At 40.6% G+C, this 15,009-nt stretch carries 7 protein-coding genes, 2 rRNA genes and 2 pseudogenes; 9 read left to right on the top strand and 2 right to left on the bottom strand.

Going from position 1 to position 15,009, the window contains the following annotated elements; all coding sequences use genetic code 11:
- Positions 1 to 49 precede the first annotated feature (49 nt).
- The 3 genes and pseudogenes from LGB01_05370 (at position 50) to argH (ending at position 5,578) form a co-directional block, all read left to right on the top strand.
- Positions 50 to 1,552: ribosomal RNA gene (locus tag LGB01_05370) — 16S ribosomal RNA — on the top strand.
- 524 nt (positions 1,553 to 2,076) lie between these two features.
- Positions 2,077 to 4,634 (top strand): 23S ribosomal RNA (locus LGB01_05375).
- The 16S and 23S rRNA genes sit together here, the layout of an rRNA operon.
- A gap of 116 nt (positions 4,635 to 4,750) precedes the next feature.
- Positions 4,751 to 5,578 (top strand): annotated as a pseudogene (argH, locus tag LGB01_05380) (argininosuccinate lyase).
- Positions 5,579 to 5,633: 55 nt separating this feature from the next.
- On the opposite strand, the pseudogene LGB01_05385 reads toward argH, so the two are convergent.
- Positions 5,634 to 5,771: pseudogene (locus tag LGB01_05385) on the bottom strand (argininosuccinate lyase).
- A gap of 350 nt (positions 5,772 to 6,121) precedes the next feature.
- On the opposite strand from LGB01_05385, the gene LGB01_05390 reads away from it, so the two are divergent.
- Together LGB01_05390 and LGB01_05395 are read left to right on the top strand one after the other, a co-directional pair.
- Positions 6,122 to 6,568, top strand: coding sequence for a transposase (locus tag LGB01_05390; protein ID MCB4753631.1), 447 nt, complete (start codon positions 6,122 to 6,124; stop codon positions 6,566 to 6,568).
- A 368-nt stretch (positions 6,569 to 6,936) separates the two neighbouring features.
- Positions 6,937 to 8,775 carry an ATP-binding cassette domain-containing protein gene (locus LGB01_05395; protein ID MCB4753632.1) on the top strand — a complete coding sequence of 613 codons (1,839 nt, stop codon included), beginning with the start codon at positions 6,937 to 6,939 and terminating at the stop codon, positions 8,773 to 8,775.
- Between the two features lie 188 nt (positions 8,776 to 8,963).
- Here LGB01_05395 and LGB01_05400 read toward each other — a convergent pair whose 3' ends face one another.
- Positions 8,964 to 9,317, bottom strand: coding sequence for a histidine triad nucleotide-binding protein (locus tag LGB01_05400; protein MCB4753633.1), 354 nt, complete (start codon positions 9,315 to 9,317; stop codon positions 8,964 to 8,966).
- A gap of 122 nt (positions 9,318 to 9,439) precedes the next feature.
- Between LGB01_05400 and pheS the strand changes: the two genes are divergently transcribed.
- Genes pheS through aroA form a run of 4 tightly spaced genes read left to right on the top strand, consistent with a single transcriptional unit; the run spans position 9,440 to position 14,902 of the window.
- On the top strand, positions 9,440 to 10,432 hold the full coding sequence (gene pheS / locus LGB01_05405; GenBank protein ID MCB4753634.1) for a phenylalanine--tRNA ligase subunit alpha: 993 nt from the start codon (positions 9,440 to 9,442) through the stop codon (positions 10,430 to 10,432).
- The gene (pheT, locus tag LGB01_05410; GenBank protein MCB4753635.1) at positions 10,429 to 12,765 is read left to right on the top strand and encodes a phenylalanine--tRNA ligase subunit beta; all 2,337 of its coding nucleotides are present in this window, start codon (positions 10,429 to 10,431) and stop codon (positions 12,763 to 12,765) included. Before pheS ends, pheT begins: the two co-directional genes overlap by 4 nt.
- Positions 12,766 to 13,626 carry a 4-hydroxy-3-methylbut-2-enyl diphosphate reductase gene (locus LGB01_05415; GenBank protein MCB4753636.1) on the top strand — a complete coding sequence of 287 codons (861 nt, stop codon included), beginning with the start codon at positions 12,766 to 12,768 and terminating at the stop codon, positions 13,624 to 13,626. It abuts the gene before it with no gap.
- On the top strand, positions 13,619 to 14,902 hold the full coding sequence (gene aroA / locus LGB01_05420) for a 3-phosphoshikimate 1-carboxyvinyltransferase (protein MCB4753637.1): 1,284 nt from the start codon (positions 13,619 to 13,621) through the stop codon (positions 14,900 to 14,902). Before LGB01_05415 ends, aroA begins: the two co-directional genes overlap by 8 nt.
- The last annotated feature ends 107 nt before the right edge of the window (positions 14,903 to 15,009 follow it).

The following is a 15,009-nucleotide window of genomic DNA, read 5'->3' on the forward strand; positions in this document are numbered from 1 at the left end:
TAGCATATTATTTAAGTGATTCCTGACAATGGTTCAAGCCATTCATTTACCAATGGAGAGTTTGATCCTGGCTCAAGTGAACGCTGGCAGCGTGCTTAACACATGCTGAAGTCGGGTAAAGAACATTACAACACTTTAAATTGTCAGCTAAGTGGCCGGACAGGTGAAGTAATATAGCTAACAATGCCTTTGGAGGGGATAACGATTGGAAACGACTGCTCAAGTACCCGCCACCTTCTGTAGTAATTACAGTTGAAATGTTTTCATAAAGATCGGGCTATATGGTATCAGTGGTTGGTAGGTAGGCTCACCAAGCCAGCTGACGCCCTAGCTGGGTCTAGAAGAGGATGATCAGCCACACTGGAACTGAACACGGTCCAGACCTACGGGGAGGGCATGGTAGAATATTGCTGTAATGGAAATACGATGCAACAACGCCGCGTGGAGGATGACGCATTTCGGTGTGTGACTCCTTTTATATGGGAAGATAATGACGGTACCAGTGAATAAGCACCGTAACTCCGTGCCAGCGGCCGCGACCAATACCGGAGGTACAAGCGTTGCACCTCAGAATCACTGGGCGTAAAGCGCGCGCAGGCAGCCTCGATGGTTGGATCTTGAAGCCTGCACGGCTCAGCCGTGAACTGCGTCCAAAACTGTCGGGCTAGAGTCTGGGAGGGAAGATGGAATTAGTTGTGTAGGGTAAAATCGTAGAGATAACAGGAATGCAAAAGCAGAAGAAGGCGATCTTCTGGAACAGTACTGACGCTGAAGGCGCGGCGTGGGGAGCAAGCAAGTTAGATACCCTGGTGATCCGCTACAAATTGGATATTAGTCGTCAAGGTCCGTGACACCGGTGATGCAGCTAACGCATTAAACGATCATATAGGGAGTACCGGTCATAAAGATTAAAACTCAAAGGAATGGGCGGGGACCCCGCTGAAGTGGTGGAGCATGTGGTTTAATTCGAAATGCGAAAAGACCGCCACCTGGCAGCAACATTGATGGAACCTGGTAGAGATACTGGGGTGCCTTTTAGAGCCTAGAAACAAATTACTGCGCATTTGGCTCGTCAGCTCGTGTCGTGAATGTTGGTTCAGTCCGCAACGAGCGCAACCCTCGTCACTAGTTACTAACGGTTCGGTAGGGACTCTGGTAGACTGCCTTCAACAGGAGGAGGAAGTAGAGGACGACGTCAAGTCATCATGGTACTTACAGTAAGAACTAACCTGTGCTACAATGGGTAGGACAATGGAACGCAATACCGCGAGAGTGGAGCAAATCTATAAACCTACTACTCTCGGTTCAGTTGTAGTCTGCAGCTCGACTACATGAAGGCTGGAATCCTTTAGTAATGTGAATCATGCTACAGTGAAAGATACGTTCCAGGTCTTGCTGCTACTGCCGCCCAGAAATCACTACATGGGAGGTTAGTTTCTGAAATGAGGAATGAGCTAAGCTACCTCCACGGTGGGATCAACGACTGAATTGAGAAGTCAATAATAAAGTAACAAAGCCGGAGAGAACCCTGCACGGTTGGATCACCTCCTTTCAAGGGTACATATACTCCATATGTCTCACAATATCCAATGGAGCAACATCAAAGGCTTGGTTGTTTGACATTGTGGCTTACCTCTTGGTTGATAAAGATCATTAGGATGCTGTTGTACATAACAGGCGTATCAGCTCTTCGGTTGAAGTGCACCTGATAAGGAGTGAGGTCCCAGGTTCAGAATCCTGGTGCCACCATTTAGCATTTTGTCTTGAAAAACTTAGCAAATACTTTATAAGATATTTGAGATTAGGTTTAAAACCTAAAGCTATTAACACTATTGTTGAAGTCTAACATGTGTACCAAACATTGATGAAAATTATTATCAAATCCAAATCAAGTTTAAACAAGTTACAGTTAACAAGAAAATATTATCTGCGTATGTTATACAAGACGATAATAATCTTTCATGTCTAAAAACTCAATAAACGTCTTTAACAAGACACTTATTAGTAACATTAACAGACCAACATTATTGTACACGTAAAGTTCATTTTGCATTATGCGGGGCGTACCTTAAAATTAAGTAGAGATGATAAGGCAGATGGTGGATGCCTGAACCAGGAGAACGATGAAGGACGTACCTAGGCTGTCAAATACGAGGAGCGCAGAAGCTTTGATCGTGGGTTCCAGATGGGGCAGCCCGGCGAGTCATGTCATCTTTGGGAAACGAACACAGGGAAGTAAAACATCTCAGTACCTGAAAAATCAGCAGAGATTCCCAAGTAACTGGCAGGCAAGAATGGTTAGCCCTAAACTCCAGCAGAATTGTTAGTAGACAAGCTGGAAAACTTGACCGTAGAGGTGATAGTCCCACGTATGCGAAGCAACCAAGGACAGCTAGTGATGGGACACGTGTAACCTGACTGAATATGGGAGGACCACCTTCCAAGGCTAAATACTACTCCAGGATCGATGGTGAACCAGTACCGTGAGAAGGTGAAAAGAACCGCGACAAGCGGGTGAAATGAACCTGAAAGCCATCTGCCTGCAATCATTCAGGGCCCCATGCTATGTAGATGGACTGCTTTGCCTTAATGAGCCTGCACGAGGTTATGGTGACTAACAGGTTAAGCGCACGCGAAGCCCGTAGAACGAGTCTGAATGGGCGTCAAGTTGGTTGCTGTGGGCCGAAACTGGTGAAGTCTATCCATGGAACTGGGTTAGGCTGGGTGTAAGAGCCGGTGGAGGACCGAACGGGTGGAGGTTTAAAACTCCATCAATGACCTGTGGATAAAGTAGAAAAGTAAAATCAAACTTGGTGATAGCTGGTTCATAAGAATATATTAGGTATATTGCTGTTTTGAAGCTATGGGAGGTAGAAACTAGATGGGCTGGTATACACCAAAGGTATAACCCAGTCAAACTCGAATACTGGTGAATTTCAGAGTCAGGTGGTGGGTGATAAAATCCATCATCAGAAACAGCCCCAGACTACCAGCTAAGATTCCCAAGTTCTGTTTACAAGTGGAAAGGATGTGGAGTTGCTTGGAGCAGCAGGAGGGTTGCAGAAGCATGTCCTTCAAGCGTAACAACTCTCGGTCTAGATTCTGCGTAGAAAATATAACTGAGGCTAAAATAGACGCCAGCTGTATGGAATTCACGATAGTGGCGAGTGGTGACGTTCAGTCAGTGTTGAAGCCATACCGGTAAGAGTGGTGGAGCGGCTGGAAGTGAGCATGCCTGGCATGAAGTAGCGATAAAACAGGTGAGAATCACTGTTCGCCGTAAACCCAAGGTTTCCTACGTGCTCGTCAATGTAGGTTAGTCAGGTCCTGGCTGAGTCAGGGTAAGCGATGGCAAATCAGTTAATATTCCGATACCAACTACTAGTTTAGTACGATGGGGGGACGCATGGGTTCAAGCGGTCACTGATGGATAGTGGCTCGAGGGTGTGAGTAGGATTGAAAATCCGCCTTCTGTTTCCAGACCTTACAGGCTGGTTTGCGCTCTTCAGGTAAGCCAGAATCGTTGACGTCGTGCCAAGAAAAGCCTCTAAGTGTATTAGTAGTTTGCCATTCACCGTAAACCGACTTTGGGTAGGTGAGATGAGTATTCTAAGGCGCGTGGAAGAACCCTGGTAAGAACTCTACTATTCTTTTCAATAACTGGAATGGTGTGCCTCTCGCTTGGTGTCGGTCTTGCACCGAAAGCTTAGAAGGGTTGCATATGGAGTCCCTCTACGACTATTTATCAAAACGCACTTTGCTAACTCGTAAGGATGTATAAAGGTGTGACCCTTACCGGGTGCTTGAGTTGGTGATGGGGTTGGCCGCTGGGGCGAAGCGCTCTTGATCAGGCCAAGTAAACAATAGTATGCTCTCTTGGTCCTAAGGTGGCAAAATTCCTTGTCGGTTAAATACCGACCTGCATGAATGGCGTAACGAGATAGGAGCTGTCTCGACAGGATCGAGTAAAGGAGGTATGGTGGAGGTGAAAATTCTATCTACCGCGGCTTGAGACGGAAGACCCCGTGCTGTACTATAACGGCCTGAATTCAGGATATATTGTACGGATAGGTGAGAGGCTTTGATGCTATGCTTGCTTCTTAGACTAATATCCAGATACCACCCTTATATATTCCCAAGTTGCTAACTTGCGCCAGTTGTATCTGGCGGAGGACAATGTCACAGTGGGTAGTTTGACTGGGGCGGTCGCCTCCTAAAAAGTAACGGAGCTTACAAGGTTAGCTCAGATGGAGTTGGAAATCCAATATGATATAATGGTACAAGCCAGCTTAACTGCAGGACTTTAAGTCGGCAGGGCAGAATCGGTCATGATGATCGGTAGTTCTGTGGAAGAAGTAAATCGCTCAAAGGATAAAGTACGCCAGGGGATAACAGGCTGATCTCCCAAGAGCTCACATCGACGGGGAGGTTTGGCACCTCGTGTCGGCTCATCGCATCCTGCGAGGCTGAAGCAGGTCCCAGAGTATGGCTGTTCTTTCATTTAAGCGGTACGCGAGCTAGGTTCAAAACGTTGGAAGTCAAGCCTCCCATCGCCGATAATACTGCTGGCTACGCTAGTGGGAATGTAGGTCGCTGCCACTTTGAGATTTATCTTCTATAATACTTCTTTTTATAATCATGGTTTTTTTGTTTTTGTTATGTTTTTTATGAGAATTAAGGCTAGAATTAAACGCTGATACTCAGTGTCATTACGCTAAAATATGTTAATTTATTATTAATAGGATTATTAATGTCTAAAAAGATTGCTTCTGCAAGAATCATAACCGAAAGTTCAAAATTATTACAAGAATTAAATAACTCCTTATCCTTTGATAAAATACTTTATAGAGAGGATATAGAAGGATCTCGTGCACATGCCTATATGCTCAAAGAGCAAAAAGTTATTTCCAAAGAAGACTATGAGAAGATTGAAGCAGGCTTATGTGAAATATTGAAAGATATTGAAGAGGGTAAATTGAGTCTAGATGGCAATGATGAAGATATTCATATGGCAATAGAAGGAGAGCTGACACGTCGTATTGGTGATGCAGGAAAACGTCTACATACGGCACGTTCTCGTAATGATCAAGTAGCTCTTGATTTTAGACTCTATGTACAAAATAGTACCAAAGCTATTGCAGGCTTACTCTTGAAGAATATTGGTACACTTGTAAAAGTAGCAGAAGCTAATGTAGAGACAATATTACCTGGAATGACTCATCTTCAACATGCTCAACCAATTAACTTTGGATACCATATGATGGCATATGCGAGTATGTTTAAGCGTGATTATGAGCGTTTTATGAGCTCTTATGAACGCAATAACTATTCTCCTATAGGCTGTGCAGCATTGGCTGGTACACCACATCCCATAGATAGACAGATGACTTCCGATAAGTTAGGCTTTAACGCACCTACACTGAACTGTCTGGACACAGTTAGTGACCGTGACTTTGCCTTAGAGATACTTTTTAACATCAGTACGATGATGATGCATATGAGTCGCCTGAGTGAAGAGCTCATTTTGTGGTCTGCGGCTGAGTTTAAGTGGGTAACACTAAGTGACAGACATGCTACGGTGTGGGTTGCGTTGCGGCTGGCAGCTTCGAAGTCATCTGTCTGTCACGTAGGCTATTTCGGCGTTCATAAGAGCTCATAAAACGCTCATAATCACGCTTAAACATACTCGCATATGCCATCATATGGTATCCAAAGTTAATTGGTTGAGCATGTTGAAGATGAGTCATTCCAGGTAATATTGTCTCTACATTAGCTTCTGCGGATGTTTTGATATTTGGGTATTATTTTGGTTTAAATTTAAGGTGCTGTGGCAACAGCACCCTACGGTTGGTTATTGAAATATAATTTTCTATTTGTGAAAGTTTTGTAGGGTGCGGTTGCTACCGCACCTTTGGGAATGTGGATTGATGTCACGGTTTATTTTGTTTGAAATATATGGCGGGGAATGTTCTTATTTTGACCATTGAATCAATCGTTTATTTTTGCTTATAGTGAAGGTGCTGTGGCAACAGCACCCTACGGGTAATTTGTATTCAAAATAAAAAACATGTCAATATGCCATATTTTTAACCATAATCTCATATCTTCGTTACACTTCAACATGGCAAAATATAAACGACTCTTTTTGGCTGGACATAGCTACTACATTACTATGGTGACACATAAACGTAATCCATTGTTGGTAGACAATATTGGACTATTGCGTGAGAGCTTTCGTGAAAGTAAAAGGTATTTCGCTTATAGCATAGATGCTATTGTCATTATGCCTGACCATATACATATGATAATCACACCTGAATATGTGATGGATTATCCTAAAATCATCAAAGCTATTAAATATAATTTTTCAAGACACTTTAATGTGGAAGAAGAACAATCATATAGTAGATATAAACGGAAACTCAAACCGATATGGCAGAAACGGTATTATGAACATACGATACGAGATGAAAAAGATTATCTACGTTGTTTGGAATATATGGAGAATAATCCATTGAAACATGGGTATGTGGATAATGGTGAGGTATGGGAATATATGTCTCTGTAGGGTGCTGTTGCTACAGCACCTTCACTCCAATATGCAATAGAACTTTTTTCTTTATGTCAATTTATGAAGGTGCTGTGGCAACAGCACCCTACGGGATTTTTATATCTTCAAAATCTCCTCTAAACTCCTATACCCACTCAGACATACCATATGCCCATCTTCATCTATCTTGACTGTGGAGGGGAAGGCATTGGCTCCCATGGAACGGGCTTTACTGAAGTTGTGTTGCATGAGGAGTTCTGCTCGGTCTGATTGGTAGAAGTCAAGGAATGTATTTTTATCTTCTTTGACATAAGCACAAAGTACATCTATACTACAGTATATTTCGATATAATCCCAAAAAATTATTACTATGACAGAGTACCAATATGATACAACTTACCAATCTCTGTAAAAGCTTCGGTGGACAAATACTCTTTAATGATGTAAACTTTAAGATGCAAAGCCAACAAAAAATAGGTTTTGTTGGACGTAACGGTTCTGGGAAATCTACACTCTTTAAGATGATACTTGGAGAAGAGAGTCATGACAGTGGGTCTATCAGCATTCCTAAAAACTACCGCATAGGGACACTTAAACAACACCTTGTGTTTACAGAGACTACGGTACGTGAAGAGTGTGCATTGGTATTGCCAGAAGATGAGCAGTGGAACTTTTATAAGATAGAAAAGCTTTTGTTTGGTCTTGGGTTTTCTGAGGCAGACTTGAACAAAAACCCTTTGAGCTTTTCTGGTGGGTATCAGATACGTATTAACCTTGTGAAATTACTAGCAACAGAACCAAACATGTTACTACTCGATGAGCCTACTAACTACTTAGATATTATCTCTCTTAGATGGCTTAGAGGGTTCATAAAAGAGTTTGATGGTGAAGTGATACTCATTACCCACGATAGAGACTTTATGGACTCTGTGACGACGCATACAATGGGTGTACAGCGTAAAGGACTACACATTGTGCGTGGTGACAGCTACAAGTACTACGGTACACTAGAGCTAGCAGATGAAACGTACGAAAAAACCAAAGCCAACCAAGACAAAAAGCGTAAAGAGCTTGAAGAGTTCGTGGCACGCAATAAGGCTAGAGCCTCAACTGCAGCTCTGGCACAGTCTAAACAAAAAGAGTTAGACAAGATGGAAGAGATGGAAGACTTGGCAACGGATGCAAACCTCTCTTTTAACTTTAACTATAAAGATACCCCTGCAAAGATACTCTTCCGTGCGAATGAGCTGAGTTTTGGGTATAACCCTGATGAGCCATTGTTTCATCATATTACTTTTGCGATGGAGAAGGGTAAACGTCTTGCTATCATTGGTAAAAATGGTAAGGGTAAATCTACTTTGCTTAACTATATTGCAGGTGAATTTGGTGAGCAACAAAGGAGCCTAGAATTTCACCCCTCTACCGTCTTTGCACACTTTGGGCAGACAAATATAGAAAGACTCAATACCAAAGTGACTATTGTTGAAGAGATAGCATCTATGTCTAAAGAGGTGGGGATACCTCAGGCGCGTAACATAGCTGGGCGTATGATGTTCAGTGGAGAGTTGGGTGACAAGAAGATAGAGGTGCTCTCTGGTGGAGAGCGAAGTAGAGTGATGTTAGGGAAGATTATTGCAACACCTGCGAACCTACTCCTTTTGGATGAGCCTACCAACCACCTAGATATGCAGTCGATAGATGCCCTTGCAGATGCCATCGATGCTTTCGAGGGTTCACTTATTATGGTAACACACTCGGAGATGTTATTGCATAGACTTGCCGATGCACTCATCATTTTTCATAAGGGTGGGGCAGAGTATTTTGATGGTACGTATGCGGATTTCTTGGAGAAGATAGGCTGGGAAGAGGAAGAGGGAAACATAAAACCTAAAAAGAAAAAGCCTAAAATAGACTATAAAGAACGCAAAAAACTTCGTAAAGCAGCAACAAAAGAGCGCAACGAAGAGCGTAAGCCTTACTCCAAAGAGATAAAAGAGTGTGAAGAGAAGATAGAGAAGCTTGAAGTTGAGATGGCTAAGAAAAATGAGATTTTAATGGAAGCTTCAAAGAAAGGTGATAATGGTGCCATTATGGAGATGTCTAAAGAGGTAGGGCTTGTGCAACAAGAGATAGATGCCTTGTTTGAGAGACTTGAGATTGCTTCTGAGTTGGATGAGGAGATAGTGGCAAAGTATGAGTTGAAGTTACAAGAGATAGATGCTTAATCTTTTTTGACTTATTTCAATTTCCTTATTGTAGAACTTGTGGCGTTGTTGCTCTCTTTATTTTTTAGAAAAAATGAAATAAGAAATTGTCGTGGCTCTCAAATTGCATAGCTTTCAAGGGTGTTCGCCACGACAGGTTTTTTGAATTAATGGATGGGCTATCACCAAGTTTAAACATTGATTGTGTTTTATAAAGATTTATGATTATCTTCATGGGAGTGATCCCACACTAATTTTCCTCCACCTAGCATATGAAAGTGTAAGTGTCCTACTTCTTGTCCTCCATCTTCTCCGTTGTTGGTGATGAGTCTGTAACCTGTTTGATCTACACCAATTTTAGTGGCTACTTCTTGGATGAATGATGTCATACCTGCCATCGTTTCTGGGCTTACATCTTGAAAACAATCTACATGTTGTTTTGGAATGATGAGTATATGAATAGGTGCTTTAGGATAGAGGTCATGAAATGCCAAAAAATTTTCATTTTCATGCACGGTATTATTGGGAAGACTCCCGTCAACAATTTTACAAAATATACACATAGCTATCTCCTTGTTGGTAGTATTGTTTGGGCAATTATAGCACACCAAATCCCACTATTAGCTACTTTTAGATAGAATCACATCAATTTAATCATTGGATAATATGTGATAAACGGAGTATTATGAAGAACCTAGAAGCAAAAATACTTAAAGCAAACTCGCTTGAAGTACTTGAAAAAGTACGTATTGAACTTTTTGGAAAAAAAGGAATATTGGCAACAGAATTTGCCAAAATGAAGGATATTCCTAGTTCTGAGAAGAAAGCTTTTGCAGAAGGGCTGAACAAGCAAAAAATGACATTACAAAAAGTATTTGATACACGCTATGAAGCACTCAAAACCAAAGAGATAGAAGCAATACTCAAAAGTGAAACAATTGATGTCTCTCTTTATGGTACATTGACACAAAAAGGAGCGCTTCATCCCGTTATGGAAACCATGGATAAAATTATTGATTATTTTATGGCACTTAACTTTTCAGTTGAAAGTGGCAATATGGTAGAGGATGATTTTCATAATTTTGAAGCACTCAATCTTCCAAAGTACCACCCTGCAAGGGATATGCAGGATACTTTTTATTTCAAAGATGGTGGACTGTTACGTACACATACCTCTCCAGTACAGATACGTACCATGCTTAAAGAGAAGCCACCCATTCGTATGATTGCACCTGGATCTGTGTTTAGGCGTGATTATGATTTAACCCATACACCAATGTTTCACCAAGTTGAAGGGCTGGTTGTAGATGCAAAAGAGAGGATCTCTTTTGCTAACCTCAAAGCAATTTTGACAGATTTCCTACACTATATGTTTGGAGATGTTGATATACGTTTTCGTCCAAGCTTTTTTCCATTCACTGAGCCTTCAGCTGAAGTAGATATTAGTTGTATCTTTTGTGATGGAGAGGGGTGCCGTGTTTGTTCGCATACAGGATGGATAGAGATTCTTGGATGCGGCATTGTTGATCCAAATGTATTTAAAGCTGTTAAATATAAAGATGTCAGTGGTTATGCTTTTGGATTAGGGGTTGAGCGTATTGCAATGCTGGTACATCGTATACCAGACTTAAGAAGCCTTTTTGAGGGCGATATTCGTTTGTTGGAGCAATTTGTATGATAGTCACAAGAACATGGCTGAATGAATTTATAGATATTAGCAAAATTAGTGATGAGGATTTGTGTGAAACTTTTAATGCTATTGGTCTCGAAGTAGATAGCATAAAGAAGATTGTCGTTCCATCAAAAGTAGTTGTAGGAGAGATTATCTCTTGCCAAAAACACCCCAATGCAGACAAACTGAATGTCTGTCAGGTTGATATTGGTTCTGGTGTACGTCAAATTGTTTGCGGAGCAGCCAATGTGGTTGATGCCAAGTATGTGGCAGTAGCAACTATTGGTGCAGTACTTCCAGGGAACTTCAAGATTAAACATGCTGAATTACGTGGAATTGAAAGTGAAGGGATGATTTGTGCTGCTTCAGAATTAGGGCTACCTGATATGGGTGAAGGGATTATGGTCCTTGACGAAAGTATTGGTGAACTAAAACTAGGACAAAACCTGAACAGTTACAAAAAAATAGTTGATACGATTATTGAACTGGAATTAACGGCCAATCGTGGAGATTGTTTAGGGATTTATGGTGTTGCACGCGATCTCTCTGCAGCACTCAATATTGAAATGATACCGTTTGAACATACGAAAGTAACACATATAAAGGTTGGAATTGCCCGAAAAGCAGAACTACGTACCAAGGGGAAGATAGATACCGATTTGTGCTACAAGCTGGCAAACATTAAAAAAAATAAAAGTAATTTTTTAATTAAGCTACGTCTATCTATAATCAATATTGAAGCACAAACCCCTCTCATTGAACTTTTGATGTATACAATTCATGCAACAGGTGTTGCTTTGCGTATGTATGACTGTGCTAGTTTTTGTACTTCGAACAATAAGAAGATTATTGTTCAGGTCGAAAAGGAAAAGAGAGGAATTACCTATGTGCATGCAAATGAAAAGCATATCAGTATAGTAGGAACCCATCAGGTTAAAGAGACAGAGCCATCGATACATAGTACAGGAGTATTAATCGAAGCAAGCTATATCGATCCAGATCTACTTTCTGAAGCGATAACAAGCACAAAGTTACCGAGAGACGACCTTTATTATAGGACATCAAGGGGTTCCAATCCAGATCTTGCTTTTGGTCTCTCCTATTTAATGTCTCTCATGGAAAGGTATGCTGATGCAGGTTGCTATGCGGGATCTCTTGATACTGAAGTAAAAAGAAAAAATAAAAAGATTGCAGTTAATATCAATGAAATTTCTACAATTATAGGTACGGAAATTGAGTTACACAAGATTGTAGTTATCTTGAAGAGGCTTGGGTTTGAAATTGCAATGATGGGTAATCATAAATTTGCAGCAACGGTACCATTTTTTAGGCATGATATTAAAAATATACAAGATATTGCAGAAGAGATTTTGCGAATTGTCGGTATCAATAATATTCCCACAAGAGCACTTTCTTTTGTGGAAAAAATGCACCTAAATGAAACAAGCTATAGATATAAAATAAGAAAATCACTTAGAAACAGGGCGGTCAGTGTAGGCTTTTATGAAAATATCTCTTATGTGTTTAGTGAAAAAGCAGTACTTCAAAAATATGGTTTTGAAACAATTCAGGATACCATGGCACTTGCCAACCCTATTGCTGAAGATCTCAATACACTCAGAAGTACACTATTGGTGAATCTTCTTATGGCAGTTAAGCGTAACGTTGGTTACTCTAAAAAATTAATTTCTCTTTTTGAGATAGGTGCAGTTTTTAATACACACCGTAAACAGTCTGAGAAAATGGCATTTGTCTTTACCGGTCAGATGGAGACAGAAAATGTAGAGAATGCAGGTAAGCCCCCAATGATTGATTTTGCAACTTTTGCACAGAAGCTTGGAGTGGTGATTGGACATTTCGATCTGGTACCCTGTAGTAGCAAGAATGGCCTTATTCATCCTTATCAGTCGGCTGATATTATTGTAAATGGACATGTAAGTGGTTTTATAAGCAAGCTTCATCCCACAGTACAGGAAGCGTATGATATTCCAACAACATTTATTGCCGAAGTAGATTTTGAAATGTTGCTACCAAAGCATATTAATGCTGAGCCGATCTCTAAATTTCAAGGAGTCTATAAAGATATTAGTATTGTGATTGATAAGTCATTAAACTACTTTGAAGTAGCTAAGGTCTTAAACAAACTGAATCTGCCTATGCTTAAAGAGAGTTATCCTATTGATATCTATACCGATAAAAAACTGGGTGATAAAAAGTCTTTAACCATTCGTTTTTTTATTCAGTCTATGGATAAAACACTTGAAGAGAACGATATTGAGAGTATGATGAACCAAATCATGGAAACACTTCAAAAACAATGTGGTGCGGAGCTTAGATAGATGAAGATACAACTTGCATCAAACTATGGTTTTTGTTTTGGTGTCAAACGTGCCATCAAAATTGCTGAAGAGCATCAAGGAAGCAAAACCTATGGTCCACTTATTCATAATAAAGATGAAATTAATCGCCTCAAAGAAGGGTTCCAGATAGGGCTTGCAGAAAACCTTGATGAGATTACACCAGAAGATTCAGTGGTTATTCGTACACACGGTATTCCCAAAGATGAGTTAGCAAAACTTAATATACAGAACAATCAGATTATTGATGCAACCTGTCCTTATGTAACCACACCACAAAATATTGTAGCAGAGATGAGCAAGAAAGGCTATAGTATTGTAGTCTTTGGTGATAAAAATCATCCTGAAATTAAAGGGGTGGTTTCTTATGCTAAAGATCCACGAAATGCCTTTGTGGTAATTGATGAAAATGAACTTGAAGGGTTACCTATCCTCTCTAAAGTAGCAGTTGTGGCACAAACAACCCGTAAGCCAAAAGATTATCTAAAGGTAGTTAATAAACTCATTCTTGAGCATAAAGAAGTACGTGTTTTTAATACTATTTGCAATGCAACCTTTGAGAATCAAGATGCAGCAGCTGTGTTGGCCAAGGATGCGGATGTAATGATTGTAATTGGTGGCAAACACTCCTCCAATACTAAGCAGCTACACTCCATCTGTAAGACCTATTGCGGGGACAGTTATCTTATTGAAAATCAAGATGAATTAAGATTAGTGTGGTTTAAAAATAAGGAACTGTGTGGCATCTCAGCAGGTGCCTCTACACCAGACTGGATTGTACAGAATGTGATAGAAAAGATTCAAGAATTAGTTCAAAAGGCTGAGGTTTTAAAGAGTGAATAGTATTACACTTGAGCCAATTAAGCGGGTAGAAGGCATAGTAAATCTTCCTGGCTCTAAAAGTCTTTCTAACCGTGCACTATTACTTGCAGCACTAGCAGAGGGAACGACCACGCTAACCAATCTGCTAAAGAGTGACGATACACAACATATGTTAAATGCTCTTAAGATACTTGGGGTAAAGTATATACTCTCTGAGGATGGGACTGAATGTACCATTACTGGAAACGGAGGATCCTTTCAGTGCAGTGAACCCATTGAACTATTTCTTGGTAATGCTGGAACAGCGATGCGACCACTTTGTGCGGCACTCACTTTGGGTAGTGGTGAATTTGTTCTAACTGGTGAACCACGCATGAAGGAGCGTCCTATTGGACACCTTGTCAATGCCTTAAGGGAAGCAGGATCTGATGTTATCTATTTAGAAAATGAGGGATATCCTTCTCTAAAAATAAGAGCCAATGGTCTTCATGGAGGAGAGGTTAGTATTGATGGCAGTATCTCTAGTCAATTTTTAACAGCATTACTCATGGCAGCACCTTTAGCACAGAATGATATGCATATTCATATTGTTGGGGATTTGGTTTCTAAACCTTACATCGATATTACACTTAATATTATGAAGCACTTTGGAGTTGAGGTTGAGAATAGAAATTATAAGACCTTTGTCGTAAGAGCAGGGCAATGCTATAGGGCGGTGAAACGCTATATGGTAGAAGGTGATGCCTCTTCTGCCTCTTACTTTTTAGCCGCTGCGGCAATTAAAGGCGGAACAGTCAAGGTTGTAGGTATTGGCAAAAATAGTATCCAAGGAGATATTGCTTTTGTTGATGTACTAGAAAATATGGGATCCAAGGTAGAGTGGGAAGATGATTGCATTTCCGTCAGTTGTGATGAACTGCATGCTGTAGATATGGATTTCAATCATATACCCGATGCGGCAATGACCATTGCGACTACTGCACTTTTTGCTAATGGCACCACCACGCTACGCAATATTTATAATTGGCGCGTTAAAGAAACCGATAGGCTTTCAGCTATGGCAACAGAACTTCGTAAAGTAGGAGCTGATGTGGAAGAGGGAAAAGATTATCTGACTGTTACACCACCCAAGAGGCTCAAGCATGCCACTATTGATACCTATGATGATCATCGTATGGCAATGTGTTTTTCTTTATTGTCACTTGATCCAGTCTCTGTAACCATTAATGATCCAGAATGTACCGCAAAAACGTTTCCAACTTATTTTGAAGTACTGGAGAGTATTGTTGTGAAATAGTAAGAATGATTACTGCATGCCAGTAGGCTTTCTAAGGGCGGCATATAATGTAATTCTAACATATTTTTAAGTATAATCATCCCCCATTTAATACTTACTATAGTGCT

The organism is Sulfurovum sp. (assembly GCA_020525365.1).
In the GTDB taxonomy this organism is placed as follows: Bacteria; Campylobacterota; Campylobacteria; order Campylobacterales; family Sulfurovaceae; genus Sulfurovum.